The sequence below is a fragment of the Deltaproteobacteria bacterium genome (assembly GCA_016208165.1).
GTDB lineage: Bacteria > Desulfobacterota > Desulfarculia > JACQYL01 > JACQYL01 > JACQYL01.
Window position 1 is genome coordinate 1 of the sequence record JACQYL010000094.1, and the last position, 25,876, is coordinate 25,876.

Annotated in this window: 22 protein-coding genes; 13 read left to right on the forward strand and 9 right to left on the reverse strand. The window is 54.6% G+C overall.

Features of this window, described 5'->3' with window-relative positions:
• From HY788_17835 to HY788_17850, 4 genes are all read right to left on the reverse strand, one after another.
• The coding region (locus HY788_17835; protein ID MBI4776006.1) for an ATP-binding cassette domain-containing protein at nucleotides 1–1,221 on the reverse strand (1,221 nt) is incomplete at its 3' end.
• 35 nt (nucleotides 1,222–1,256) lie between these two features.
• Nucleotides 1,257–2,111, reverse strand: coding sequence for a branched-chain amino acid ABC transporter permease (locus HY788_17840; GenBank protein ID MBI4776007.1), 855 nt, complete (start codon nucleotides 2,109–2,111; stop codon nucleotides 1,257–1,259).
• Between the two features lie 109 nt (nucleotides 2,112–2,220).
• A complete protein-coding gene (locus HY788_17845; protein MBI4776008.1) occupies nucleotides 2,221–3,507 on the reverse strand; it encodes an ABC transporter substrate-binding protein in 1,287 nt (428 codons plus the stop codon).
• A 211-nt stretch (nucleotides 3,508–3,718) separates the two neighbouring features.
• Entirely contained in the window at nucleotides 3,719–4,519 is an 801-nt protein-coding gene (locus HY788_17850) for a GntR family transcriptional regulator (GenBank protein MBI4776009.1), read from the reverse strand.
• A gap of 181 nt (nucleotides 4,520–4,700) precedes the next feature.
• Between HY788_17850 and HY788_17855 the strand changes: the two genes are divergently transcribed.
• The 4 genes from HY788_17855 to HY788_17870 all read left to right on the forward strand — a co-directional run bounded on the left by HY788_17855 (nucleotide 4,701) and on the right by HY788_17870 (nucleotide 8,214).
• The gene (locus tag HY788_17855) at nucleotides 4,701–5,297 is read left to right on the forward strand and encodes a flavin reductase family protein (GenBank protein ID MBI4776010.1); all 597 of its coding nucleotides are present in this window, start codon (nucleotides 4,701–4,703) and stop codon (nucleotides 5,295–5,297) included.
• A gap of 240 nt (nucleotides 5,298–5,537) precedes the next feature.
• Entirely contained in the window at nucleotides 5,538–6,908 is a 1,371-nt protein-coding gene (locus HY788_17860) for an ATP-binding protein (GenBank protein ID MBI4776011.1), read from the forward strand.
• A 44-nt stretch (nucleotides 6,909–6,952) separates the two neighbouring features.
• Entirely contained in the window at nucleotides 6,953–7,579 is a 627-nt protein-coding gene (locus HY788_17865) for an RloB domain-containing protein (GenBank protein ID MBI4776012.1), read from the forward strand.
• A 23-nt stretch (nucleotides 7,580–7,602) separates the two neighbouring features.
• Complete coding sequence (locus HY788_17870; protein ID MBI4776013.1) at nucleotides 7,603–8,214, forward strand: DUF3786 domain-containing protein; 612 nt, start codon at nucleotides 7,603–7,605, stop codon at nucleotides 8,212–8,214.
• A 401-nt stretch (nucleotides 8,215–8,615) separates the two neighbouring features.
• Here HY788_17870 and HY788_17875 read toward each other — a convergent pair whose 3' ends face one another.
• The gene (locus HY788_17875) at nucleotides 8,616–8,777 is read right to left on the reverse strand and encodes a hypothetical protein (protein MBI4776014.1); all 162 of its coding nucleotides are present in this window, start codon (nucleotides 8,775–8,777) and stop codon (nucleotides 8,616–8,618) included.
• Nucleotides 8,778–8,946: 169 nt separating this feature from the next.
• Nucleotides 8,947–9,147 (reverse strand): cold-shock protein, encoded by a 201-nt coding sequence (locus HY788_17880; GenBank protein ID MBI4776015.1) that lies wholly within the window; start codon nucleotides 9,145–9,147, stop codon nucleotides 8,947–8,949.
• A 922-nt stretch (nucleotides 9,148–10,069) separates the two neighbouring features.
• Between HY788_17880 and HY788_17885 the strand changes: the two genes are divergently transcribed.
• Nucleotides 10,070–12,325, forward strand: coding sequence for a DUF342 domain-containing protein (locus tag HY788_17885; GenBank protein ID MBI4776016.1), 2,256 nt, complete (start codon nucleotides 10,070–10,072; stop codon nucleotides 12,323–12,325).
• A 110-nt stretch (nucleotides 12,326–12,435) separates the two neighbouring features.
• Here HY788_17885 and HY788_17890 read toward each other — a convergent pair whose 3' ends face one another.
• Complete coding sequence (locus HY788_17890) at nucleotides 12,436–13,008, reverse strand: cytochrome P460 family protein (protein MBI4776017.1); 573 nt, start codon at nucleotides 13,006–13,008, stop codon at nucleotides 12,436–12,438.
• 105 nt (nucleotides 13,009–13,113) lie between these two features.
• Here HY788_17890 and HY788_17895 point away from each other — a divergent pair, with 105 nt between their 5' ends.
• The 5 genes from HY788_17895 (at nucleotide 13,114) to HY788_17915 (ending at nucleotide 16,038) form a co-directional block, all read left to right on the forward strand.
• Entirely contained in the window at nucleotides 13,114–13,263 is a 150-nt protein-coding gene (locus HY788_17895; GenBank protein ID MBI4776018.1) for a hypothetical protein, read from the forward strand.
• A 311-nt stretch (nucleotides 13,264–13,574) separates the two neighbouring features.
• The gene (locus tag HY788_17900) at nucleotides 13,575–13,823 is read left to right on the forward strand and encodes a redoxin domain-containing protein (protein ID MBI4776019.1); all 249 of its coding nucleotides are present in this window, start codon (nucleotides 13,575–13,577) and stop codon (nucleotides 13,821–13,823) included.
• A gap of 12 nt (nucleotides 13,824–13,835) precedes the next feature.
• The gene (locus HY788_17905; GenBank protein ID MBI4776020.1) at nucleotides 13,836–14,225 is read left to right on the forward strand and encodes an AhpC/TSA family protein; all 390 of its coding nucleotides are present in this window, start codon (nucleotides 13,836–13,838) and stop codon (nucleotides 14,223–14,225) included.
• Nucleotides 14,226–14,792: 567 nt separating this feature from the next.
• Nucleotides 14,793–14,993 (forward strand): Rho termination factor N-terminal domain-containing protein, encoded by a 201-nt coding sequence (locus tag HY788_17910; GenBank protein ID MBI4776021.1) that lies wholly within the window; start codon nucleotides 14,793–14,795, stop codon nucleotides 14,991–14,993.
• Between the two features lie 199 nt (nucleotides 14,994–15,192).
• Complete coding sequence (locus tag HY788_17915) at nucleotides 15,193–16,038, forward strand: hypothetical protein (GenBank protein ID MBI4776022.1); 846 nt, start codon at nucleotides 15,193–15,195, stop codon at nucleotides 16,036–16,038.
• Between the two features lie 243 nt (nucleotides 16,039–16,281).
• Here HY788_17915 and HY788_17920 read toward each other — a convergent pair whose 3' ends face one another.
• Both HY788_17920 and HY788_17925 read right to left on the reverse strand, forming a co-directional pair.
• Nucleotides 16,282–17,250 carry a DUF2950 domain-containing protein gene (locus HY788_17920; GenBank protein ID MBI4776023.1) on the reverse strand — a complete coding sequence of 323 codons (969 nt, stop codon included), beginning with the start codon at nucleotides 17,248–17,250 and terminating at the stop codon, nucleotides 16,282–16,284.
• 65 nt (nucleotides 17,251–17,315) lie between these two features.
• Nucleotides 17,316–18,626, reverse strand: a complete 1,311-nt coding sequence (locus HY788_17925) for a DUF3300 domain-containing protein (GenBank protein ID MBI4776024.1) — start codon at nucleotides 18,624–18,626, stop codon at nucleotides 17,316–17,318.
• Between the two features lie 517 nt (nucleotides 18,627–19,143).
• Here HY788_17925 and HY788_17930 point away from each other — a divergent pair.
• The 3 genes from HY788_17930 (at nucleotide 19,144) to HY788_17940 (ending at nucleotide 25,787) form a co-directional block, all read left to right on the forward strand.
• On the forward strand, nucleotides 19,144–22,554 hold the full coding sequence (locus tag HY788_17930; protein MBI4776025.1) for a hypothetical protein: 3,411 nt from the start codon (nucleotides 19,144–19,146) through the stop codon (nucleotides 22,552–22,554).
• Nucleotides 22,555–23,715: 1,161 nt separating this feature from the next.
• The gene (locus HY788_17935; protein ID MBI4776026.1) at nucleotides 23,716–24,861 is read left to right on the forward strand and encodes a hypothetical protein; all 1,146 of its coding nucleotides are present in this window, start codon (nucleotides 23,716–23,718) and stop codon (nucleotides 24,859–24,861) included.
• Between the two features lie 176 nt (nucleotides 24,862–25,037).
• Nucleotides 25,038–25,787, forward strand: a complete 750-nt coding sequence (locus tag HY788_17940; GenBank protein MBI4776027.1) for a 3-oxoacyl-ACP reductase FabG — start codon at nucleotides 25,038–25,040, stop codon at nucleotides 25,785–25,787.
• Nucleotides 25,788–25,876 lie beyond the last annotated feature (89 nt).

Here is a 25,876-nt window from a genome sequence, read left to right on the forward strand (position 1 = left end):
CCCGATCACCAGGTTGAAAAGGGTGGTCTTACCGGCCCCGTTGGGCCCGATAAGCCCCACGATCTCGCCCCGGTGCACGTTCATGTCCAGGCCGCTGATCACATTCAGGCCTCCGAAGTTCTTTTCAAGATTCTTGATCTCGAGTAAAGGAGGACCAATGCGTTCCGAGGCCGGCGCGAGTGTAACAGCCGGCCCTGACTCGGGCTGCGCGGGCCCGGCCGCTTTGTCTCTGGAACCGCCCGGCAAAGCGGCTAGTACTCTGTTGGAGAATCGCGACATCCAGGAGATCACACCCTCGGGCAGGAAGAGCACCACGATGATCAGCAGGGCGCCGTATGCGAAAAAGCTCAGCCCCTGTTGAGCCTGCCCAAGATAGCCCCGCAGCAGACTATCGATGGGAATCAGCACAAAGGCTCCAATTATGGGACCGAACACTGTGCCGATTCCTCCCAGAATGGCCAGCAGGGCAAACTCTACCGAAAGCATGACGTTGAAGACCGATTCCGGGTCGATGAGCAAGGTATAATGAGCATAAAAGGTCCCCAGGCAACCGGTGAAAAAGCCGCTGATCAGGGTGGCGATAAATTTACTTCCGGCCGTGGACACGCCCAGGGTCTCCGTGGTGTCCTCGTCCTCCCTCAGAGCGGCGAGTTTGTAGCCCAACCGTGATCTCTTGAGTACCAGACTGACCAAAGCGATCCCCACCATGAAGCTCAGGGCGATGAGCATGTAACCGGTCTTTCCTCGGAACATCAGGTTGCCAAGCCCGGCCTTGAAGGGAATCGCTATGCCCATGGCCCCATGAGTCAGATCCCGGAAATGGGTCGCCAGTATTCGGAGTACTTCGGTAAAGGCCAGCGAGGCGAGGCAGAAAAAGATGCCTTTGAGCCGAAAGCAGGGGTAGAAGACCATCGCGCCCACTATGGCGGCCAACGTTCCTCCGAAGAGCATCCCCAGCCAGGGGCTGAGCCCGTATTCCGTGTAGAGGATGGTGGAAGCGTAGGCCCCGATTCCGAAGAGTCCCGCATGGCCCAGAGAGAACTGTCCGGCGTACCCTCCCAGGATGTTCCAGGACAGGCTCAAAGCGGCGAATAGGAAGACCATGGTCAGGATGTCGCCCCAGAACGGATTGCGGACCAGGAATGTCAAGGCGTAAAGGAACAACACCGCGATTACGGTGAGATAGACCCTGGGATTTCGTATGTCGATGGCTTTGGGCATATTCTTGATTTCTCTCACCGATATCGGGAAAAATGTCAGGCCCGCCCGAATACGCCGGTGGGCTTCAGGAGGAGCAGGACTACGAAAATAATGAAGTAGACGGCTTCCTTCAGAGCCGGAGCCAGGAAATAGCCGCTGGCGGATTCGATGAGCCCGATAATCATGCCCCCGACCAGAGCGCCGGGAACGCTGCCTAACCCGCCCAGAATGACCACTACGAACGTGACCATTATAAAAAGCGATCCAATGGTTGGAAACACCTCAAACACCGGCATCAGCACCGCGCCGGCCAGCCCCACGACCGCTATGCCGATGCCGAAGGAGATCATATAGATACGGATAAGGTTGACCCCCATGAGTTGGGCGGACACAGCGTTCTGGGTGGCGGCGCGGATGGCCTTGCCCGTGTAGGTTTTCTTGAAGAAAAGCGTGAGCGCCGCAATGGTCCCGATGGCCACCAACAGTGCAATCAGTTTGGGCAGGTTCATGTACACCGGTCCCAGGTCGATCAGCTTCGAAGAATAGAAGGGACGCACTGAGCGGAAGTCGGCCTGCCAGAAATACAGGGCCAGACCCTGTAAAGCAATGCTCAGACCCAAGGTGGCGAAAACGTGGGCCATTTCCGATGCGTTCAATATGGGCTTGATGATCAGCCGAAAGGAAGTCAGGCCCACCAAAAACATGAGCGGCACTACGATCAGGGCGGAAAGGTAAGGGTCCACGCCGTATAGCTGGAAAAGCCAGAAACTACCGTACATGGCCAGCATCAAGAACTCGCCGTGGGCGAAATTGACGATGCGCATCACGCCGAAGATAATGGTCAGCCCAAGGCTGACCAGGGCGTAAATACCGCCTATCATGATTCCGTCTGCGATGACTTGTGCGAGCATAGATGGTTCGCCGTCGGGTTGGGCCCGAACCGTAACTTTCTAGAGTCTCGGGCCGTTGTTCCGAAAAAGAGGGATGTGAGATCGCCACATCCCTCCCATGTGAGACCGTCTATTTCGTGGAACGTTGACTCCAGGCGGGGGTGGGCAACATCAGTTCACTGGTTGCGTACTTGGCGGGATACACCAGGTGTTTGATGCTGCCGTTCTGCCACTGGTAGATGTTCGGCCATCCAATCACGTTGGCCCCGGGATTTGATTCGTTCATGCCGGCGAACTTGTATCCATAGGTAGTGGTGCTTTCGCCGGGCTTGACGTCGATGGTGCGCAGGAACGCTTCCACGTCGTCCGGGTTCAAGGACTTGGCCTTGGGCAGGACCGAATGGAAAAAGAACCAAGCCCCGTTAAAGCCGTGGTGCGCGTCCTGCGGAGGATCCTGTCCGAATTCCTTCGTGTATCGCTGCTCGAATTCTTGCAGCGCATCCCATCCTTCTGCCTGGAAGGCCTCTTTTCGTGGATCCAGCGAGGCGCCCGATGAACAGAGGAGGTAGTTCATGTCATCCCCCAGTTTTTCGTAGAAGACCTGGTTGGACAGAACTCCGCCGGGGCAGAGGATCAGCTTGGGGCTCAATCCTGCGTCCCTGGCTTGCTGGAGGAAGAGAACACCATCACGGATGTAAGGAGTCAGGATAAGAATGTCCGGGTCGGCGTTCTTGATGCGCAGAACCACGGAGGAAAGGTCCAGGGACTTATAGCTGTAAGGCTCGCGGGCGACCATCTTCATCCCGTATTTTTCGGCTTCTTTTATAAAAGCGTCGCTGATGCTGGTGCCGAAATCCGAGTCTTCGTGGGCCAAGGCCACGGTAAGCTCTTCCGGCTTCTTGCCCAGTTTGGGGGCCGCCATCTCGGCCACAAATTTGGCCGCATCGCCGCCCCACAAGGTAGCTCGGCCCATGGCCTGAAACGTGTACTTGAGGCCCTGATTGGTGATGTCGTCCGCCAGGGCGGTGACCACCATAGAGACCGCGCCGTATTTTTCATAGATGTTGGAGGCGGCTTTGGCTCGGGCGCTGGAGTAATGACCGCAGAAAAGTTTGATGTCCTCCACTGTGATCAAACGCTCGGCCTCCGTGATGGCGGTTTTGGGGGTCTCCGAATCACCCTTGAGCAGCTCGATCATCTTTCCTTGCACTCCGCCGCGGGCATTCTGCATGTCCGCTGCGACTTTAACTCCCCGGAACGTCTCTTGTCCGGCCAGGGCCAGACCGCCGGTCATGGGGTTGATGGTCCCGATCTTGATGACGTCTTCCGCCGCCGCCGGGGCCGGACCCATGCATACAAACGACAACGCCGCCAGAATCAACCAAATCACACCCAGCTTTTTCTTGAAGCCTCCCATGTTGATCCCCTTTCTTCAGCAGATAGTTAAAAAGCAAACCCGATATTTGAACGCCCTCCCATCAGGATCTCATGAGAAGAGGCCGATGGGCGGCAACTACCTATTGGGAGCCCGAAGCAGCCGGGCCGCCTCCGATGGGATTTCATGTCATGATGAACGCGGGTTCGAATTTGTCAAAGAGAAGGCGCAGATCTCGGGCTTCGGACAATTGCTAGGCGCTATCCGTCTCCGGAGCGCCGGAAGGCTCCGCTCCCCGGTGAACCCACACGCTGCCGTGCTTTCCCTTGGACATTTTCAGACGGACCACATACTTATAAATGTCGCCCCGATAGGATGACTGCACCACTTCCACGGGACGCCCCTGAAGATTGTACATGGTCCTTTCCACGAACAGGATGGGCGACCCGGCGGAAACTCCCAGCTTTTCGGCGATGGCGCCGTCGCAGAAGGACGCCTCGATGGTCTGAAAGGCCTCGGAAAACACTACGCCCAGTTCCTGCTCCAACAGCCGGAGCATGGGACCTCTATATAGATCCTGCTCGGTGATCCGATCGCCGATGTCCGGGGGGAGGTAATTGATCGTGTAAGCGAAGGTTTTTCCCCTCAGCAGACGCACCCGCTTTATGACGACCACCTCTTGGGTTTTATCTTCGATCCCCAGCTTTTCGGCGATCATTTCCGGGGGGACCGCACGGCTGATCTCCACGGATTTAGTCGTGGACTCGGACGTCTGATAGAAAAGGTCGTCCATAAAGCCGCTGAATTCCAGGCCAAAGCTGTTAATGAGAACTTCGTCCCGTGTAACGAAGGTTCCTTCGCCCCGGCGGCTGCGCAACAAACCTTCCTGAATGAGCATGGCCACGGCGCGCCGCACGGTTAGCCGGCTGACCTTGAAGATTTCGGCCAGTTTGACTTCCGAGGGGATCTTCTCACCGGCTTTGTACTCCCGGTTGATGATCCAACTCTTAATGCTGTTTTTGATCTGATGGTACACTGGAAGGATCGATTCCATGGCCCTTGCCTTTACGACCGGTAAAGTAGTATACACATATTAACAACTAACCTTCTTTGTCAAGGGAAAAATGCGGCCACCCGGCTCACTCGGGCTTCGACTCCTTGAGCCCGGAGTTACGACATGGGCGGGCAAGCGCCCCGAATCCCGGCGACCACTACACCACCTCGAGGAGGCTTCCATGCCGATCGTTCCAGACACACTGACCCCGGAAAGAAGATATTTCCTGATGGTTTCCTGCATCATTCCCCGCCCCATCGCATGGGTGGGAACCGTAAACGAGGACGGCTCGCACAATCTTGCCCCTTATTCGTTTTTCAACGGCGTATCCGCCACTCCGCCCCTCGTCATGCTGGGCATCGGACCCAGCCCGGACAAAAAAGAGAAGGATAGTCTGCGCAACATCAAACGCACGGGCGAATTGACGGTGAGCATTCCGCGCTTCGAACAGGCGGAGCAGGTGGAAGCCACCGCGGAAGATCTGCCCTACGGAGAGGACGAGTTCGTCCGGTGCGGGCTGACCCCCGCTATCGGGGAAGTGGTGCCCGCGCCCTATGTGGCCGAAGCCGGAGTGGCCTTCGAATGCACGGTGGAGAGGATATGGCCTATTCCCCGGGGGGGCAGCACCCTGGTGCTGGCCGAGGTGCGGCTGTTTCATCTGGCGGACGAGTATGCCGACGCCCGACAATGCCTCAATCCCGACGCATTCGAGCCTCTGGCCCGCCTGGGCGGAGGACGATACGCATCGGTGGGCAAGGCCTTCAAGGTCGGCCGATAGTAAGGACGTCCTGATCCACGTGGACTTCCATTGCATCAACGCCGACCTGCCTGTTATCAGGTCATTTATGACGCGGCTTCTATATTGAGAGAGTGCGCAACCATCACGCCGAGAAGCCGGAGAGTTGGATCCTGCAATAGGCCATTTTAAGAGCTGCCACCTCTGTTGTATTGAGATTTATTATAAGTATATGTATTATTATATAGGATAACGAGAGAATTGCTCTTTAGAGGCGGCGTTATGATCGTAAGTTTTTCAGTTGAAAACTGGCTGTCTTTTCGCAAACGGGTTTCCTTTTCAATGGTTGCCGGCCCCGAGCGTCAGCATGGGGAACGGGTTCCCAAAATCGGCAAGTATCCGACCAGGGTTCTTCCGATCGCCGCTATTTATGGCGGCAACGCTTCAGGCAAAACCAACTTTTTCAAAGCGCTGAGTTTTGCCAGGCATTTGGTTGTCCAAGGAACGCGACCCGATAGCCTGATTCCGGTGGAAGCATTCCGCCTGGACGCTCAGGACTTGAATAGACCTTCACGGTTCGCATTCGAGTTACTGATCGACGAGATCATCTACGAGTTCAGTTTTGCCGTCACTAGAAGGGCCGTTTTAGAAGAAAGACTCGTTCGGATCACCAGCACCGGCGAGAAGGTCCTTTACGACCGTCAGGACGGTAATGCCAACTTCACGGCTTCCTTGAACAAAAACCAGTTCTTGCATTTCGCTTTCCAAGGCACCCGGGACAACCAGCTTTTTTTGACAAATTCAGTATCGCAGAAAGTGGAGAACTTCCGGCCGGTCTACAACTGGTTCAAGGACTCCTTGGAGTTGGTTGCGCCCGATTCGAGGTTCGAACCCTTCGAACGGTTTCTGGACGAAGGGCATGCTCTCTATTCGACGATGAACGAAGTATTGCCGCAACTCGACACCGGCATCGTCCGTTTGGGCGGAGAGGACATTTCCTTTGAGAACATCCCGCTTCCAGAACCTTTGAAGACGAAGCTCCGGGAAGACGTCAAGGAAGGAATGACAGTCCGCCTCACGGCAGAGCCGATCAACGAGCGCATTGTGATCACAAGGAAAAACGGTGAGCTGATCGGCAAGAAGCTGGTCACCTACCATCCCAAACCGGATGGGGCGGAGGTCAAGTTTGAAGCCCGACAAGAGTCGGATGGCTCATTGCGTGTCATCGACTTGCTTCCTGCGTTTTTGGAAATCTCAGCCGCAGGTTCGAAGAAAGTCTACGTCATCGACGAACTCGATCGCAGTTTGCATACGCTTCTGACAAAGCGTCTAATCGAGGCATACCTAGCCAGTTGCTCGATGAAAAGCAGAGCGCAATTATTGTTTACGACGCACAACGTACACTTGATGGATCAGCAGTTACTCCGGCGAGACGAAATGTGGGTGGCTGAAAGGGACGCTTACGGTAGCTCGGAGCTGCTCTCTTTTAGCGAATACAAAGATGTTCGTTATGACAAGGACATTCGCAAGAGTTACCTGCAAGGCCGCTTGGGAGGAGTGCCCCGGATCCTGCATGGAGGGGCGCTGACGGATTCCATTCCCATCAACCGAGAGGACGTCCCATCGAGACGTAAGCGAGTCCTGCGCCGATGACGGCGGCAAAGGCGTCTTGTCCTGGATAGTGAGAATAATGACGGATGTCTCAGGAAAAGAGAAGAACATTCCGGCGTCGCGTTGGGCAACGCCGCTATAAAAAACTATTTGTCATCGCGGCCGAGGGCGTCAAGACCGAGCCCCAGTATTTTAAATGGCTCAACGATCAGTATACAACGATGCAGATAAGACCGCTCAAGGTAGGGCACGACAGCGCTCCACCGCAGGTGCTGAAAAGAATGGTGGACTACCTCAAACGCGAGGATCTGAAGAATTCGGACGAAGCCTGGCTGGTGGTGGACAAGGACCAGTGGACGGAAGAGCAGTTGGCGCAGCTTCATGAATGGTCCTTAAGAAAAAGCAACTATGGTTTCGCCCTGAGCAATCCGAAGTTCGAATACTGGTTGCTTCTGCACTTCGAGGACGGAAAAGGGGTAGCCGGTTCCCGCGAATGTTCAGACCGTCTTATGCGCCATCTCCCAAATTACGACAAAGGGATCGACGTCCGTCAGATTACCAGGGAGAGGGTCGCCGATGCGATCCAGCGGGCCAAAGTTCGCGATAACCCGCCTTGCACCGACTGGCCGCGAACCACCGGCAGTACCACTGTTTACAGGCTGGTTGAGAATATCCTCAAAGCACAACAGGCGCCACATCTTGACATGGCTTAAACGGATCGCCGGTAGGGAGACCAATGGAACATGCACCGGTTTTCGAGAGAATATATCAAGAATATATCGGCAAGATCTCGCCGCTCGACTTGCATATAATCAAGGATCGACTCGGACTGAAGTTAGACAAAGACGGCGCAATTATACCGTTTTATGGAATTCCTTACAGAGTATCCAAACAGGGAATCGTGGATGCAAACGGACGAAGGCCAAGTCATTCCGTGAGTGTGGTGCTCTGCAAATATCTGCTGATGTGTCCGGAGAACGAGCCAAAGGGATCGGACTGGGTTACCTACAAAGACTTCAAGGACGCGGCCCCCTTTGTGGGCGGTTTTCTGAACACCGCTGAAAAACCCATCAGCCGCACTTTAGGGGGTCGGATGTCGGAATTGGAACGGCTTTCCATGGAACTGAGCGGCAGACCGGCGGACATCGAAATATCGTGCGATCTTGCCGTGCGGTTTGAAGCCCTTCCCAGAGTGCCCTTACTGATGCTGTTCAATGATCGGGACGAAGATTTTCCGGCACAGTGTTCCCTTTTGTTTGAAAGGCGGGCGGAGCACTATCTGGACATGGAGTGCCTGGCCATGGTGGGTATAATACTCGCTGCGCGGCTGACTAGATCGTCAAACTAGTCCCGGCAAGAAGAACGCTGTCCATATTCAGGCGGAAATGCGGCAACGAATGGCATACACCAACATGACAGCGCCTTGATAGTTCCAGTCGTGCTTCATCGCGTAATGATGTGAGTGAAGCATGTGGGATGGAATCCTTGGCGGTGTTTCTCAAGGAGGGTCGCGTACATAGAGTTGTGCAGGGAGTCTCGGCGCTTATTGCGTTGTCAGGGGTTGGGCCTGTCGCTGACGGTTTTGGGGCTGGAGTCCCGAATGAGCAGAGCGCTCGTCAGATTTGCGGTTGAAGTATGAGAAGACATTGCGCGTGACAACCCGTATCCTATGACAAGAGGATACAGGTCCTTTGTTAAACAGCGGCCTTCAAAAGGCTGATAGTAAACGGTAGTGCCGGCTTTACGACTTTAGCCTTTTTCGGGTGGTTCTGTTGTCTGATGGGTTTGGTCCTGGTCAGTTTCAGGCTCATCTGTTTTTTGATCTATCTTACGTTGTCGCTTCAGTTCCTTCTTTTCCTTCTTTGCTAATTCTTTTTGGCGTTTTTGAAATTGGTAGTTTGATCTTGCCAACTTGAAATCTCCTTTGTCTTTGTTTGTATTATAGCAAGAAAATAATCAATCGGCATATGATCATTCTCTTATGAGCGGGTAGTCAGAAAATCGTGGGTTCAACGTACAGACAAAAAAGGGTATTCCTTCGAATAATGAAGGAATACCCTTTAAGTGCAGTAACAGACAATTAGCTTACGGTCACGTTGGTGGCCGAAGGGCCTTTTTTACCTTGCTCTATGTCAAAGGTAACTCTGTCGCCTTCATTAAGGCTTTTAAAACCGCTCGCGTTGATTGCAGAGTGATGAACGAATACATCGGGTCCGTTTTCCTGTTCGATGAATCCGAACCCTTTTTGGTCGCTGAACCACTTCACAGTTCCATTTGCCATGATAACATCCTCCTTTCACAAAATTCTCAAAATCTTACACTGGAGGATGCTACATTTAAAATGGATTGTTCCTTCAGTAAAAACCGCCCTGCCAAATTAAGGCAGAGCCTCGTTGATTAGAGGGTATAATAACACTCCTTTCGCCAAAAGCAAGCTAATTCTGTAATTATAAAAAATGTGCAATACTTGCCGGCACTTTGCGGCGAGCTCAGCGCCTTCTAGGTTCCAGTCTTCACATGGTCTTAACAGCCCGTAAGGAAGCGGAACTGCGGTCCCCTCATCCGCTTGTCCAAAAGCCTGTTTCTGGAAAGTCCCATAGTTCTGTCGCACTCCTTATCACGCCGACCTGAAATGGGTACCTGATATTGAGAGGGATGCCTCACGTTCCCAACCAGCCATACGCGGAATATTGCAGGATATTAAGGTGTCCTTTGTTCATTTCTGTTACGTTTCTGTCGATAGTAGGTAAAAGAGATCCGTGCGCCGTCACGATCGTCACGGATGCCATCGGGGCGGGGAACCCGTCGGCTGAGGCGTCGAAAAGGAGAAAAGGGGATAACTTGGGGAATACCAAGAAAAAAGGACTGGACGTACAGGAATCTTAAACGGTAAGAACGATACGAGGTTACCCAAGATTCTGTCCAAATCGGGTGAACGAAGAACCGATCAATCAGTATTTCCAGAGTTCATGAACCCTGTCATCGTTCCCTTCAGAAAGCTGCAACCATAAGAACACGGGAGGCTTCACCTTTTGGGGTTATCATCCGTTCGAGCAAACCCATGCGAGTGACGGCGAATTTGGTTGAGGGTAAAGCGAAGCCAGGGAACTTTTCGGGCCGGGGACTTGTTTACCCAGAAGGAGACCGCAGCTGAAAGGGTGAAATTTGTCCACCGTTCCTTTCCGCGCAAACAAGGGGCAGGAATGGAAACTGAATTAGACAAGAAAATAGCCACATGCCCGTCTTGCCGGTCCAGATACAGAGTCTCCGGGCCCATGGAAGGAAAAACCGTCTCCTGTAAGAAATGCGGTAAGAAATTCTCCGTCCTTTTCGAGAAAGCAGAAGCTCCCACCGTCACTGAGCCGATGGACGATGTCCCTGAAGCGCCGGCGCCCGCCTCTCAAGAAGATACTCAGTTGGCGTTCGCCAAATTCGCTTTGAAATCGGAGACGATCACAAAAGAGCAGTTGATCGAGGCGTATCTTTTCAAGAAAAAGCAAAAGGAGGCCGGGCGGGACGTACATCTGGGAGACATCCTCGTAGAAAAGAATATGATTTCCCAAGAACGATTGGAATCTCTGGTGACCGCCCAGGCATTCAGCGAAACCAGAACGCTGGACGGCAAGTTCGGAGAAATCGCCGTCCAGATGGGGTTCGCCAAGCAGAAGGATGTCGAAGCGGCTAGGGAAGTGCAGGCGAGGCTGTTCGAGGCGACCAAATCCGTGGCGCAGCTTGGCGATATCATGGTTGGCGACGGAATCATAACGGATGATCAGCGTGATGCGATTCTGTCGGCCCAACATCGTCCCAATAGACCGTCTCACACTGGGCGGGCCCAGCCGGAGGAATCCAAGGCCGCCGAAACCGGGACGCCGCCTCAAGCCGTATCGTTTGAATTGACGGTTTCCGACGATAAGCTTGACGTCTTTGTGGGCGCCGTGCCTGGAGACGCTTCGGGGATTGGTATGGAGGCAATCAGGGACCAACTCCAATCTCACGGAATCAAGCACAACGTGCTCAGTGATGAACAAATACTGGAAAATCTGAAAGCCGAATCGCTTTATGGCGGAGGTTGGCTGGTGGCGCGAGGCACGCCCCCGAAACCGGGACGCGACGAGGAAATCAGATGTTATTTTGAGACGGACCCGCTGAAAGTCGGCACGGAGAAGGAAGGAGGGATCATCGACTTCAAAGACCGGGGCGCGATTCCTTACGCAAAGCAGGGGGAACTCGTAGCGGAAAAAATTCTTGGCGTCGAAGGTGTGCCTGGAATGGACGTTTATGGACAAGCCGTTCCTCCACCGAAAATCAAGAAGGCTAAGTTCCTGGCGGGGAGAGGCATAGAGAAGTCCGAAGACAACCTCAAATTTTTCGCCAAGCTGGAAGGGAGGCCGAGTCTTTCACTGGACGGCAGAATCGGTGTAAGACCGGAGATTACCGTGTCCGGCGACATTGGATACGATACCGGACATGTGGACTTTGAAGGGCACATCGAGGTCAGCGGAGCTGTTCAAGACGGTTTCCGCGTCAAGGCAAGAGGGCTGCGCGCTTCTGAAATTCTTAAATCGGACGTGGAAGTGTCCGGAGATATTGTGGTTAATGGTGGCATTATCGGGGCGAACATAAGAACCAAGGGTAATCTTCAAGCCAAATACGCCCGCGGCGCAACCATCGAAGCTCTAGGGAACGTCCTGATCCGCAAAGAGATCTATGACTGCAACATACGGACAAGCAGCGCCTGCGTCGTCGAGAACGGGAGAATCATTTCGTCCCGTATCTCTGCAAAGAAAGGAATCCGGTCCGTCGATGTCGGCTCCGACGGATCTAACCCGTGCAAACTCATCGTCGGAATCGACGAAGTGACCGAAAAAGAGATCGAGCTTATCAATGAGAAGATCGCGCAATGGGAGGAACACAAAAACGGGCTGGAAACCCTGGTCGACCATATCAAAGTCGAATTCGAGAGATTGGATACCCAGATCGGGAAGTTGAGCCGGGCGATCGAGGACCAAACCAAGCAGTTGGAAACACTCGAGAAAGTAATCGAAGAACTCAAATCGCAAAATAATCCTTCCCAGTCGGCCAAGGTTCATGAAGTCGCAGAAAATTTGAATTCAAAAATTCATCAAATCAGCAAAGCGCTGGAGAGGCTGGCTAAAGAAAAGGAAGAAGTCGCCGGAAAGATCGTCATACATAAGGAAGAAATTCAGAGAACGGATGAGGTGCTCCAAAGACTGCAGGACCGGAAGGAAAGTATTGTCGAATGGTCGAAGCAAGAGCCCAGCGTGCCCGCTGTAACCGTGAGCGGCGCCATATTCGCTCAAAACCTTATCGAGGGTCCCCATTCAGCGATCAAGCTCAAGAACGACGAGCGACATGTTGTTATCAAAGAAACCTTGGTGGATCAGGAAGAGGACGCTCCTAAACGGTGGCGCTTTGATATCGCGTCGATGGAATGACCACACTCCTCACTATGTTCGATCCATGTATCCGGCTCCCCGAGACCGAGACGGATGGCCTTGAACCCAGTGAACCGCTCCATGATCCAACAGACCGCTTGTGAATCTTATCAATCCGGCTTCAGCTCATTCAGCACAGGATAGTACTGCTTAAAAATCCGCTCCTGGGATCCGCCCTGATGGCAAACGCTGCAGGAGGCCGTAGGATGCGCCTCGGCTCTTGTCTTCGGGGTTTCCCCGGCGGACTCCTTGAAGGTGAAAAAGGCCCACCCCTCCGGTTCCTCCGGGAATCGCTTCGAGTCCTTTACCACGGCGAACAGCCCGACAAACTTCCCCATAAAATAGCCGTTTCCGCTGGAGGCCTGCTTCGATCCCACGCTGACCGTCTCTTTGACGAGAACCGCTCCTTCAGGAAAACGTCCGGTTTTCTCGTACTTGCGAAAGCTTTCCGGATCCATGTAGATGTTGTGGAACTCCGGGAAGGCGGCGTTACCGCCGTTCATGTCATTAGGAGTGACGGTTGAACCCACGAAGATCCAGCCACGGTACCCTTCGGGCAACAAGAGAGCGCCTTGTTCGTCGAACTTAGCGACGTCTCCGCCGCCGGCGCGGGAAAGCAAGGGCATGGACACGGAAATCATCAGTAAGACCCCAAACAGGGCGGCGCATGTTTTCCCTTTCATATTCCTCTCCTAAATTAAGATGTCGAAGTTACGACCGATCCTACAGATTTCCGGAATCACGGGCAACGGGGTATACTCTGTATTTCAGGCTTCCAGGGGCTGTATGTGACGAGGGATCCGCTTGCGATCGCCGACTCCCTGTCGGGAAGAAAGGCCGTCGCGTACGTCTCGGGTTTCAGCCCGGACACCCTGACCATACCGGTCCTGACCCTCGCCATCGGCATCGCGGCGGACAATGCCATCATGGCGATTTAAAACGTTCATCGGCAAGGGGAGAAGGGGGGAGACCTTTACGCGAGGGAGGACAACCGGCGAGGCATTTCCAGCCGTTACCGAGACACCGTGCGCCGGCTTCCGAGAGAACCGGACGCCTCGGATATCGAAAAGAGAAAGCAGCGCTGCAAGATCTTCTGGTGGATTGCGTGCCCGATGTGAACGCCAAGCCTTACAGTCAGAGGAATCATGCGGATACACGACAACGGCGATCAAAATACGGACTTCCATCTATTCTTCCAGGCATACTATTTAGGTGTAATAGCTGACATCCAAATCAAGGGAGGTATGCGATGAACCTGCAGGAAGCTATACAAGCCAAGAAAAACGAGTTTCAGTCATCCGCGCCCAAAGAGATTCTTAAGGTTATGGGTGAGGCTACGAGGAAATTGAAGGAGTCCGGGATCGAGGAGCGGGCGTTAAAGGAAGGTGATACGGCTCCGGACTTTACGCTGAAAAACGCAGGGGGTGAACTTGTCAACCTGAAGAATTTGCTGAAGGCCGGACCGGTGGTGTTGGGCTTCTACAGGGGACGGTGGTGACCCTTCTGCAATCTGGAGCTGGAAGCTCTTGAAGAGGCCCACGCGAAAATCAGGTCCTTGGGCGCTTCTTTGGTGATGATTTCTCCGCAGACGGAAAAGCACTGCCGGGAGTTTAAGGAAGAAAAGGGACTCAGCATGGAGCTCCTGAGCGATCCCGGAAACCGGGTGGCCGAGCAGTACGGACTCGTTTACATTTATCCCGGTGACCTGAAAAAGGCCTACCTGCAGTTGGGAATCGACCTCGAAAAGTACAACGGAGATGATTCCTGGAGGTTGCCCATACCGGCCCGTTACATTATCGACAAGGACCATGTCATCCGATACGTGGTTGCAAACGCGGATCACACCGTCAGGACTGATCCGGAGCATACCATCAGAGCTCTCAAGGGGATGGTAGGCTGATCCCGGTCAGGGGATGTCAGGTACAGGATTCCGGGGAATGCGTGTTGAACAGGGAAGCGCCTCCAGCGCACCCGGAAAAGAAGATATGCCGAGCTGGGGCTCGGCGTTCCCAGGGAAGCACTCCCCGCGCACGCGGAAAAGGCCGGACGGACGCGAAGGAGAGTGATTTTGAACTTGTTGGAACGGATTTCGATAGCATCAAGTTGATTACGCTACATTTAGAGAGTATGTGAGGAGAGTAGGGCCGTCTCGCAGCGCCGAATCACGTGCCGAACACGGACTGGGAAATGGCGTCCGGAGCGGTTTGTGGTAAAAAGGGGAACCCATTCACTTCCCCACCATATATAGACGGCCCGCAGGCGGAGGTTTCGGCAGGGCTGTCGGACGCCAAGTCCGGCTGATTCATGTCATCGTTCAGTGCTAAGAGATCGAGAGCCTTTTGTGTTTTCGGGCTCCTCAACCAACCCAACAGGGTTATAGGATACACGGAATATCGAGCCTGGTTTGACGCATGAAACCATGCGCCGCGGGCCTTTGCAGGCAGATCTTCCAACAGGGGGATGACAGATGAAATTCAATGATATTCGAAAGAAAGCCAAGGAGTTGAACATCAACACCTATCGGATGAAAAAGACGGACATGATTCGCAGTATCCAGCGAGCGGAAAACAATCCGGAGTGCTACGGTACGCCCAGGGTGAAAGATTGCAATGAGGAGCGCTGCCTGTGGCGTCCCGACTGCCTCGAGTATTCAGAAAACGAAGATTGATGGCCGTTTGATACACCGATCGGCATCGAGCCCTCGGGGCTACCGTCATCAGGCCGATCGCTCATTTCGACCTCCCGGCAGCCAACGTGTGTTTTGAAAACGGCCAAAAGCCGGAAGGAGCCGACGGGGGCCGGATGATTACATCGAGAAAGGCGGTAATGGGACGGACTGCGCCGGATCGTATAGCGAAGGCGAAGATGTGCGAATACCGTTCAAAACAATGAAGGACGCTCCGAAAGACGACGCAGGCCGTTTTATAGATGTTTTCCGCCTGGCCGCCCTCCAAGCCGGATGGGTGACGAGGCGCCTACAGGGGGAAGTCCGTTTTAAGGCGAAAAAGGGAGAGAAATCGCCGGAAAGGGCTGCCCTGACTTCGGTGGATCTCGCCGCCCAGGATATCATCCTCCTCCTTCTCCACGAGGCGTTCCCGGACGTAAACATGGATGCTGAAGAGGAGACGGATACGCTTGGCCTCTTTCCGGGAATCGATCCACAACGGCCCACCATTGTCGTCGATCCCGTGGACGGGACGTTGAACTACAGTGAGGGCTCCCAGGATTACGCCGTGATGGGCGGCTGGATTGAGGCGGGAGTCTTCCGGTCGGCCCTTGTCCATTTTCCTCATCTTGGCGAGACCTGCTGGGCGTGGCAAGGGCATGGGCGCCGGCTGGAAAAGAGCGGGAACACGCCGGAAAAAGCATCGATCGGCCGCCTTCCGGCGCGAGTTCTGGTTACGTCCGGTGTATCTGAAAAACGATGCGAGGCGCTTCGGAGTATCGGTTTGGAAGTGATAAGGACCAGATGTTCTGCTGTGGACACTACAGCCCCAATCACGGGTCGGGCTGCCGCGGCCCTTTCCTATGGCAGACCTGACAGGAGAAGGGCCATCGGCTGTTTCCTGACTCTCGAGGCTGGAGGGGTGCTTTGGACCGACGATCGGTGGTGGTCTGGAGAAGATCCGCTTACAATGCCCAAGTACAAAGGAAGCACCATCCTCGCTGATTCCAAGGATACGGTCGAGCGGATCTTAAGGGCCGTGTCATAGGACCCGAGCATGCGGAAGACGCATTCGCGGTAAATATCCCAATAACCGCAAAACGAGCCCCGCCGCACAAGTTCCACGACGATCCACGATTCGCTCGGTTGGCCGATCCGAAATCATCTGTTCCGGCGGGTCGCTTTGAGTCGTTGCCCTGAAGCAAAAGAACCGGCTCATTCGATAGGAACACCAAAAGCCACAAACGAAAGATTCCTGGACCCCTGAGTGACCGGCGTCAGCGGCTCGCGATTATTCCTCTTTGGACGGTTGCTCCGCTCTCGTCCAACTCGCGTCAGGATCGAATACGTCCATGGCCTGAGCGATGTCCTTCGTGTCTTCACCAAGGTTCTTCTGGTGGATGACTCCCTCCTGATTCACGATAAAGGTCATGATCCCCGAATTGCCGTATTCGGCAGGATAGGCGACGAGTCCGAAACCGAGGATCATCTTGCCCTGCACCACATAGTCGAACGCTCCTCCATTGGCATGCTCTCCCTGTTTCTTCAGTATCTTGAAGTAGTAACCGTGGAACGGGGAAAGATCCTCGTTGGCGTAACCTTCCTCCGCGGCCTGCGCCACCAGTGGTCCGAGAGGACTCGGATCCTCTCCTTCCTTCACTTCCCAGTAGAGTCCATCGTGTTTCCCGTGGGTGCTCACCAGCCGCTCGGCGAATTCCACGGCCCCCGCGCCCTCCCTGTCCCTGGTCGCGTATTCGTGCTGAGCGTCCACGTAGGCGTGCAGCACATCAATGATATACAGCTCGTTTCTGCCTATTCTACGGTTCAGGATTTCTTCTCGTCCTTCCCTTGCGTCGAACGCCCACTTGGCATCTGCTTTAACGATCGGGATAGGCATGGGCCAATCGTTTACGCCTATATACAGGGTCACCTTGCCCGGGGTTTCCTCCTGGAGCCTGTTTTTCTGTTCATAAGCCTTGAGGAATTTCTCGCGGTTGACCTTGTCCGCCGCATGATCGCCTGAAGAGACCAGTTCCTCGCTACCGGGCCCAAGAATGGCCGTCATCCCCGGTATGTCGTGACCATGGACCGCAGCCACCAAAGAGGCCACTGCTTCCTCCGGTGATGAAAAGCTCTTTTGCGACGTTACCTCCGAAAACGCCGCAGTGGAAGTCCCGAGCACGAGAACTACGGCAGCGATCATGCAGACCGATACGGGAAGATAGCGCCTGTTTCTGCAAAAAGACCGTGTGATCTTCATCATGTTTTCCCCTCCGCGCCTATTGCGAATTCGCGAACGATTCAGGTAGGTTCCTTCGATGTTCTCTACCTGCGGTGGCCTCCGCTTTGAGAGCCGCCGTGCTGGTAGAAGCCATCCCGCGATCCCCCCGTTTGGCCCCCTGTGCGGTTGCCTTGAGGTGTCGATACAGTGCTGCGTCGGCTTTCAGCTCCGCGTTCGCCGGCCCTGCGTTCATAGTTCCCGTGGCCGATTCCTCCGAAGGAGGTTTCCTCTCGCGCAGCGCCGGGTGCTCTTTCCCGTTCCACCCTTTCCCGCGGCTCAAACTGCCTGTTCTGCTCTCTGTAGGTTCTCTGCGACGGTTCGTTCGGTCTCATATTGTAGTTTCTCTCGGAATGCTCCCTGCGGACGGGTTCGCGTTCCATTCCCTGCCGCCTCTCGTCCCTCTGGTTGCGTTCCTGTTCTCGATACCCAGGGGTTCTCTCGGGATACCCTCGTTTTTCCCGGTCATCGAAGGATCTTTCCGACCTTCGCTGTCCGAAATGCTCGCTCGTCCTCCTGTCCCTGTAAGCAACTCCTCGTCTGTGGTCCGGGTGATGCCGCCAGTAATGCCCGCCGGAGGGATAAACCACGTGGCGCGGGCGATGATACGGCCACCGGTCATAGTCGACGTAAATATGACGGGCGGGCCAATCGAACCAGCTCCACGAGAAGATTCCGATGCCAATGGAAAAACCGCGGCCGAACACGATATGCCCCCCCGTGACAATCACACCGGGGGGGTGATACCAGTACCAGGGCCGATACGAGGGATATCTCCACGAACCATATACGTACAACGGGTTGTACACCGGAACGTAGATCACATCGGGCTCAGTCGGTTCGATACGGATGTATTCTCTTTCAACGATCACCTTCTGTTGCTGGGTAGTGTTAAGGTTTCCTTGTTCCTCCGCTTTTCTTCGCAACGTCTGGATGGTCGCCATCACGTCATCCTGTTGAGCCAGATAGGCGTCCCCGAGCGTCGTTGTCTGATCGAGTTTGTCGCTCATGGCGAAGAACACATCCGGAAAATGGCCGAGCGATTTTACACTCGGATCCCAGTCCATGTCTTGCAAGGCTCTATCCAGCGCTTCGCCTGTCAGTCCCTGATTTTGGCGCAGCCAGCGTTCGGCTTCGACCACCTCGAGAGGATACGTCGAGGCCATCAGTATCTCGGCGATCAGCGAATCGGGATACAGCGCTATGGGCGCAAGCATCTGAGCCAGCTCCGCTTCCGTGAATCCCGGGGCGGAATCGGTCTCCTCCTCCGTGTATTGCGCCGGAATGCCGGCGGGCATCGCCAGCATGCCGATCATCATCAACGCCAACCCTCCCATGATCATTCGTAGAGATCTCACGGTAATTCCTCTCCTTCACATCCGGAACATTCCAGAATCCCGCAGGGAGACCAAAGGAGCATTCCTAAGATGCGTGTATGAAAAAGTACATTCACGGCGTCGCTTCTTTCAGTTATGGTTCGGCCGGCGATGGTGGGGCAGGACGCAACTTGAAATCTCCGGCAGTCCTTTCTTCGAGTCCACTCGATCGCCGACCTTTATATTAAGAAAACAAACCGACGAGACGGTTTAGCCGCCGCGTGGCGGGCGGGGATCGGTCTCTTATAACGGACCATGACAGGCGTAAAAGTTCCGTTGACCGTAGGATGGGACTGCTGTACTTTGTCCCAACCGTGGAGAACGTTCGTTTTTATGCAGCTATGCTTCTGAATGTATTCGAAAAGTTTCTGAAGCGGCGAGGGTATGATTCAGTCCTTATTCCCTGCTTGTTCAAAAGACGGAAAAGGGCTTCGGTGACGATTCCGAAGCTCGGCGCGCACAATTCCACGCAAGGAATCATGAAGTCTAAGGAGACGGAATGGGGAAGAGATCGGTCTTGGTTCTTGCGGTGTGTTGGCTATGGATTGCGGTTCTCTTTACATCTGCGGTTCGTTCCGAGGATTGTGCGTTCTTTTTCGAAGACTTCTCGGGGCTTTCCGTACATTCCTGGTCCTATTTCGACGCGACCTGGGTTGAACAAAGCCAAACGCTAGCCGTATCCCAAATCGAGACGGACAGGATCGCGGTCGCTCGGACCGCGTTTCACGCCGCCGACCTGTACCAGATCGACGTGGACCTTGAAGTTCTCGCCGGCGGCTCCGACGCAGGGTTCGGGATTTATACCTATACCTCGGGGGATGCGTTCCTGGACGTGGGAGGCCGAACCGCGGACGGCATCGCGGCCATGGTTTATCCCGGAGAAGGGCAGGCCGCTCTCATGGCTTGGGACGTGACGCAGGGGGAGTGGTTTGACTCCAACTCCGTGTCCGCTTCCCAGCCCATTACTTCCATAGGCTTTTCCCTCTCCGACAACCAAGCGGTTTTGCGTTTGAACAGACAGGATACCGCCGCGGTTTTCTCCGGGAGTTTTACCTTCGCCCCCTGGGTAGTGGATACCATCTGGCTTATGGCCGAAGGAACGGGCGCCCAGGCGCGTTTCGACAACGTGTGCGCGGACACTCCGGGAAGCGGGCCTTCTCCGACCACGGGCGACTATGACGGTATCTGGAAAAACGCCGGCCAGACCATGAACTTCTATATCCAGACCTACGCCGCGGGTTCGGCTCTGGTCATTGCCACGGCGGACCTTAAGACTCTCTATGTGTTTCTGTCCCCGAGCTTTTCCAACGGCATGGACATAAACGATATGGCGGGCGGCGGACATCATCTGACCCTGAATTTTTCTTCTTCCGAACAGGCTTCCGCCGTTTTGACCCCTTCGGGGTCCGCACCCCGGACCTACGCCATTTCCAAATTTTTCAGTACGCCGCCGGTTACAACCCATGACGGCATCTGGAAATCCCCCGACTGCCAGGCCGGCGTCATGAATTATTATGTTCAGTCTTACGATACCGGGGCGGGGATCGTCATCGCCACTTCGGACCTGTCCGCCCTCCACGTGTTTCTGGACCCGAACTTTTCCGACGGTGTGGACGTGGCGGACCTGGCGGGCACGGGGGCGCATCTGACCCTGTCCTTGGCTGGAGGGCAAACCACGCCCATGGTCCGTTGTTTCATAGCTCCCCATGACGCCTCGGGAGGGTCTCCCACGGCTTCCTGCAACCTCACGGGCTTGGGACCGAGTCCGAACCCCAAGGTGGTGTTGGGTCCGGGGGGCAGCTCCATCGGGTTGGCCGACGAAGTGATCCCCAATAAGACAGTGACCCTTTCGTCCGCCGATGCATCGGAAGTCGTGGAATCCGGGGAGACGTCCGTGTCCGGGGCTGTTCGCGTTTCCGTCGGAGGCGGAGAGGAACCTTTATCCGGAAACGGGTTTTTCAAGATATCCCTTCCGGTGACCGGGGATGTCGCCGAACCCGCTCATCTGACCATGAAGACTAAGTTGACCACGGGGCTAGTTCTGCCCGTGTACGGGGAGTACGACTCGACCGCTAAGACCTATTCGGCGGAGGTGGCGGCATTGTACAACGGCTGGGTGTTCGGAGTGGTGACTCAGCCGAACCAGGTACTCTACTTGGACACGGGGAGCCTTTCCCCGGCGGCCTGGCAGACGGAATTCGACTGGAAGACTTTCTCCTGGCATGTGGTGGACCCGTCCAACACGCTGACCGAGGTCAACGTCCGGGAAATCCAGTCGGCGGCCAAATCGGCAAGCCAGGCGCTTTCCAACGCCCTGTTCCGGGCCCCCAAATTATGGGTCTCGACGGGTACGAACCCCCATGCCCGCCTGATACATCATGTGGCCGGGAATCTCCAGTTCAAACAGCCGGGCACGGAGGAAGACGCCAATTACAGCCTGGTGAGTAAAACCGAACAGGAAATGCTGGCCCTGGGCCAATTGTATTTGGACTACGACGCCATCAAGACCAGCCTGGCGGCCAAAGGAATCACTCTGGGGCACGTGGTCGTCCACGAACTGCTTCACGCGGTTCAGGCCGGGTACGACATCCGGGTTGGCTGGGACAACACCACACATTCCCTCAAACCCTACTATGAGGGCACGGCCGGCCCCTTCGCCCAATCGTATCAGGACAACAACGGCTCCATTTCCGGTCCCGCTGCGGTGGTGCGGAATATCGTGGGAGGCGGCGACGAATTCGCGATCCTGAATCGGGCCGTGGACGACTACACCAAACGCAACGAGAACAAGGACTACTACTCCAAACAGGACTTCTTCGTGTATGTGACCCGGATGTACAATCACAACGATTGGTCCTACCTGGGCTCCCTGTTCCAGGACCTTTACACCGCCACGCTCAACAAGTTCGGACTTTCCATGGCGGAGTACCGGAAGCTTTACCGCACGGCGCTGAACACCTGGGTTGCCTTCTGGACGTCGAAGAGCCTTTCCGAAGCGTACTTCAATTATGTGGTGGATCGGGCGTACAAGCATCCCGCGGAAGCGCTTTTCCGGGATACCGAGAATTTCGTCCCCAACAAGTTGGCCACGAGCTTGTTCACGGCAAATGTGGGGTTCAAGACCCTGAACCAGGAGACCGAACGCGTGGAGTTCGAGGCGGTGGAGCCCCTCTCCGCCTATGCCGTCCAGGTCGTGGTTCCGGACGGCTACAGGACCGAAACGGAAAGCAAGTTGCCCAGGTCCCTCTCCCTCCAGGGAGGGGACCTGGGAGCCGAAGCCGTCCGTATCGTGGTTTTCCGGGAAAACGATCAGGGGGTCATGCTTTCTTCCGAAGGTGAAATCTATCTCACGGACATCTCCAAACCCGTCGAGGTCACGGTAAGCCGGGACGCGCCGACCCTGACCGTTCTGATCATGAACGGTTACATGGAAGACAAGACCGTAAAGGCTTCGGTCTCCATCGCCGGACAGGTCTCGACCGTGGAGTATGAAATCGGGTTCACCCGATCCGGAGAGGCTCCCTGCCTGGTGATCGACAAGAGCGGCGAACCTTACTCAAGTGCTTGGAACGGATCGGAGTTCTCGGGGAGCAAGCCCGCGACCGCGCTACGCGGGGAGCATCGGATCGAAGGGCAGGTTGCCGGCGGCGGAGGTTCCCTAATTACGGTTACCTTGCGAGCTTTGGATTCCCTGGATCCTTCCCAGGAGGACCTCCGAGTGAGTCTGGCCGACGTTCCAATGACGTCGAGCACGGCGACCACCTGGGTGTACGAACTCCAAGGAGCGGCCTTGCTCGCCCATATTACGGATGCCATGGCCGTTTGCGGAGTCGACATTGTATTTACGGAAGTCTCCCTCACCCATCTACTGGGGGAATCGAGGATTCGGATCGAACTCGCCAAACCCTGAGCAGAATCTCGCGAGTGGCGCTGCGTACCATGCCGGGCGCCTGGACCGCCGAGTTTCCTCGACTTTTCATGCAAGCCGATCGAGGTGCAAGGAGAGACGCACTGATGGAGAGATTTCCAATTCCAACGCACCTGGAATCCCGCGTTCTACCGGCATAATTTCGAGGCAACGGATTCGTAGTCAGCGACACTTAGCTTCTCAACTTCCTCAATTTACTTAAGTTGTTGAAATCATTGATTCCAGATCTCGCAGATTTTGACAAATTTTCCAAATTAACCCCTAATTCTCACTCAGATTCTCACACAGGAGAGCCCCGACAGTAAATCCAAAACTGCATCCATCGCTAGGCTTGCGCTCACCATGGCAGCTCTGCAAAGGCCTTCTTGGTGATCATGTTTCTGTTGGGTGGTTTCGTTGTGAATAATTGGGCTTGGACCAGGAACCAAGACACGGCAATAATCCCGGCTGTGAGGTTCAGAATAGTCCGTGAGAGCGAGCTCCGGGTTCGAACCTTTGGTCAGAAGCCACCGTGCGGATTCGAACCGCAGACCTGATGATCACGAAAAAAGAACCCTGAGCTTTCGAACTTCCTCATTTTGTTGTAAGAATTTGTTATTATGAGAATCCGGCATTCTCAGGTTTAACACGATTTCGCTGGATTTTGCCGATTTTACAGAAAAACCGCACACCACAGAAGTGCTCTGACCAGAAGCCGGTCCTCTTTTTTTGTCTCCCTCTCTAACGGCTTGAAGATCCACGTAAGGTCACAAGCTTTTCCCTCACCCGGACGCACCCCAAGGCTCCGTTTTCCTACTCGATGCCACCTACTGCAAGACTCAAATGAATCCCCCTCTACTCCACTACGTGGAGGTGAGAGGAAATCATTGCCTTCTCCATCGCTCAATTATAACTAAATATATTAGTTAATAACTAATTATTCTATCATTCTTCCCTTTGATCAGCAAACAGAATATACATGCTTCACGCGGTGAGGGACTTGCCGAGCCGTTCGCATCCTGAATCGCCTTTGGCGACGTTTCATGGGATGCCCACAATAAGTCGAAAAGGAGGTGAGACGAAAAGAAATGGGTTGAAACAGGTAGTCGAGAGTTCTTTGATCCGATTCCATTAAGTATTCTTCAGGAGGAGAAGGAGGAAGTGATGAAAAAACTGCTTGCCGTCGCTGTCTCTCTTAGTGTTGTGCTATGCATTGTTATCCCTGCGAAGGCTGATTTTGTCGTTGGCATGATGGCCTATACGGACCTGGGTTATTACTATCGGGACACCGAACGTATGAAGACCGAAAACCCGACAGTTGACGGCGGAGTAGGCGATGTGTTCATCGATATGCCGCATCATTCCCGCTTGTACTCCAAGTGCACCACAGAGGATTGCGGCGGCTACTTCGAACTGGGTGTAGGCAGTGATACAGAAACCAGCATCGGTTTTGCAAACGCCAACTTCCGTAAACTATACGGTTGGTACGATTTCGGTAACTTCCGCATGGAGGCCGGTCACACGGAAACCCTGGGAGCCGCACGTTACAACCCCACTCAGCTGTTTGGTCTGGGTCGTGCGCTACACGTCATTCTGTGCGGCTGGGGTAACATCTACGATCGTGCCGCCCAGGCGAACCTGATCTTTCAGAGTGGCGGCTTCTATCTGGCGGCCGGTCTTTCCACCAACGACCGTTTCGGCATCTTCGACGGCAACGGTGAAGAATACAACTACATCCCGCGCGTGCATCTCGTTGCTGGTGTGACGACCCCTACCTTTTCCATTCTGCCCAACCTCACCTTCCAGCAGGCCGAGGGGAAAGACACCACCAACAAAGACAGCTCCGCCTATGCATGGGTCGTCGAGGTGCCCGTTTCCATAAAGGCGGGATCGTTCGGGATCGATCTATCCGGTCACTGGGGCTACAATGTGGGCACCTTGTACTCTCAATACTATAACCTGAGCTACGGTGGACAGAACGCTACCGGCGCCGTGCAGGTCACACCGGATGGCGAAGTCGAAGACACGCTCTGCTGGGGGGGGTATTTCGATGCTTCTTTTGGCGGCAATACCATTGCGGTTCACCTGATCGCCGGCGTGCAGCACGTAGAGAACGACGTTTGGGAAGGCGAGGATTCCAATACCCGTTACGGCATCGCCGTGCGTATCCCCTACTCGATTTCCGGTAGTTTTACCCTCAGTCCGGAAGTCGGCTACTATAACCATGGCGACGATGTCAATGTCCAGGAAAGCGGCAAAGATCTCGGTACTGACATCCTGGCCGGTGTACAATTCCAGTTCGTCTTCTGATCCGACTCGATACGATTAAACGGAAGTCTCGTCCCTCATTTGACGAGACTTTCTACTCTCTGGAACGGCATGTTATCAAATGGAATGTTTTAGTTTTTTTTCGATAATGCTCGCCGTTTTCAAGATCTGTATGGCTGTAACGTAACCTTCAGAGGTGTTGAAGGATGGCATCTATGATGCTTCAAGGCAAAACCGCCGTGGTCACCGGCGCCGGTCGCGGCGTCGGCCGCGCTGTGGCCATTGCCTATGCGCGTGAAGGGGCCCGGATTGTGGTCAACTTTTCCAGCAACCAGGACGCCGCCAAGGCTACGGTTCAAGAAATCGAAGCCCTCGGGAGTGAGGCGATATTGCATAAAGCGGACGTTTCCGTCAGAGAAGAAGCCAACAGCCTGATCTCAGCCGCCAAAGAACGATTTGGAAGCGTCGACATTCTTGTGAACAATGCCGGCATAACCCGCCCAAACCTGTTGATCAAAATGGATGAGGATGAATGGGATCGGGTGATTGACGTGCATCTGAAAGGGGCGTTTTTCTGCACGCAGGCGGCGGCTTTGTTTATGAAGGAACAGAACGCGGGCAAAATCATCAACGTGACCTCCGTGGCTGGAATCATGGGAACCGTGGGCCAGGTGAACTACAGCGCCGCCAAAGGGGGCATCATCGCATTCACCAAGAGTGTGGCGCGTGAAATGGCGCGATTCAACGTGTGCGCAAACACCATTTCCCTGGGGATCGTGGCCACGGATATGACCGAAAAGATCCGCAGTGATGAAAAGCTCAGGAACGTCTACATGAATCGGATACTGCTCAAGCGTTTCGCGGAACCCGATGATATTACCCCCGCTTTTGTATTCCTGGCTTCAGATGACGCCAATTACATCACAGGCCAATTGGTTTGCGTAGATGGCGGATACGGAATGATCTGATTCGATCGATGGGGGTATGTTCACTGGGTTGAAGGTGTATGGAAAGCAACGTCGCATGCATTTTCGAAAAAGCCGAGAATGCAGAAACC

Coding starts and splice junctions, on each gene's coding strand:
- HY788_17840 (MBI4776007.1), bottom strand. CDS start 2,111: ATGCTCGCACAAGTCATCGCAGACGGAATCATGATAGGCGGTATTTAC.
- HY788_17845 (MBI4776008.1), bottom strand. CDS start 3,507: ATGGGAGGCTTCAAGAAAAAGCTGGGTGTGATTTGGTTGATTCTGGCG.
- HY788_17850 (MBI4776009.1), bottom strand. CDS start 4,519: ATGGAATCGATCCTTCCAGTGTACCATCAGATCAAAAACAGCATTAAG.
- HY788_17855 (MBI4776010.1), top strand. CDS start 4,701: ATGCCGATCGTTCCAGACACACTGACCCCGGAAAGAAGATATTTCCTG.
- HY788_17860 (MBI4776011.1), top strand. CDS start 5,538: ATGATCGTAAGTTTTTCAGTTGAAAACTGGCTGTCTTTTCGCAAACGG.
- HY788_17865 (MBI4776012.1), top strand. CDS start 6,953: ATGTCTCAGGAAAAGAGAAGAACATTCCGGCGTCGCGTTGGGCAACGC.
- HY788_17870 (MBI4776013.1), top strand. CDS start 7,603: ATGGAACATGCACCGGTTTTCGAGAGAATATATCAAGAATATATCGGC.
- HY788_17880 (MBI4776015.1), bottom strand. CDS start 9,147: ATGGCAAATGGAACTGTGAAGTGGTTCAGCGACCAAAAAGGGTTCGGA.
- HY788_17885 (MBI4776016.1), top strand. CDS start 10,070: ATGGAAACTGAATTAGACAAGAAAATAGCCACATGCCCGTCTTGCCGG.
- HY788_17890 (MBI4776017.1), bottom strand. CDS start 13,008: ATGAAAGGGAAAACATGCGCCGCCCTGTTTGGGGTCTTACTGATGATT.
- HY788_17900 (MBI4776019.1), top strand. CDS start 13,575: ATGAACCTGCAGGAAGCTATACAAGCCAAGAAAAACGAGTTTCAGTCA.
- HY788_17910 (MBI4776021.1), top strand. CDS start 14,793: ATGAAATTCAATGATATTCGAAAGAAAGCCAAGGAGTTGAACATCAAC.
- HY788_17920 (MBI4776023.1), bottom strand. CDS start 17,250: ATGAAGATCACACGGTCTTTTTGCAGAAACAGGCGCTATCTTCCCGTA.
- HY788_17930 (MBI4776025.1), top strand. CDS start 19,144: ATGGGGAAGAGATCGGTCTTGGTTCTTGCGGTGTGTTGGCTATGGATT.
- HY788_17935 (MBI4776026.1), top strand. CDS start 23,716: ATGAAAAAACTGCTTGCCGTCGCTGTCTCTCTTAGTGTTGTGCTATGC.
- HY788_17940 (MBI4776027.1), top strand. CDS start 25,038: ATGCTTCAAGGCAAAACCGCCGTGGTCACCGGCGCCGGTCGCGGCGTC.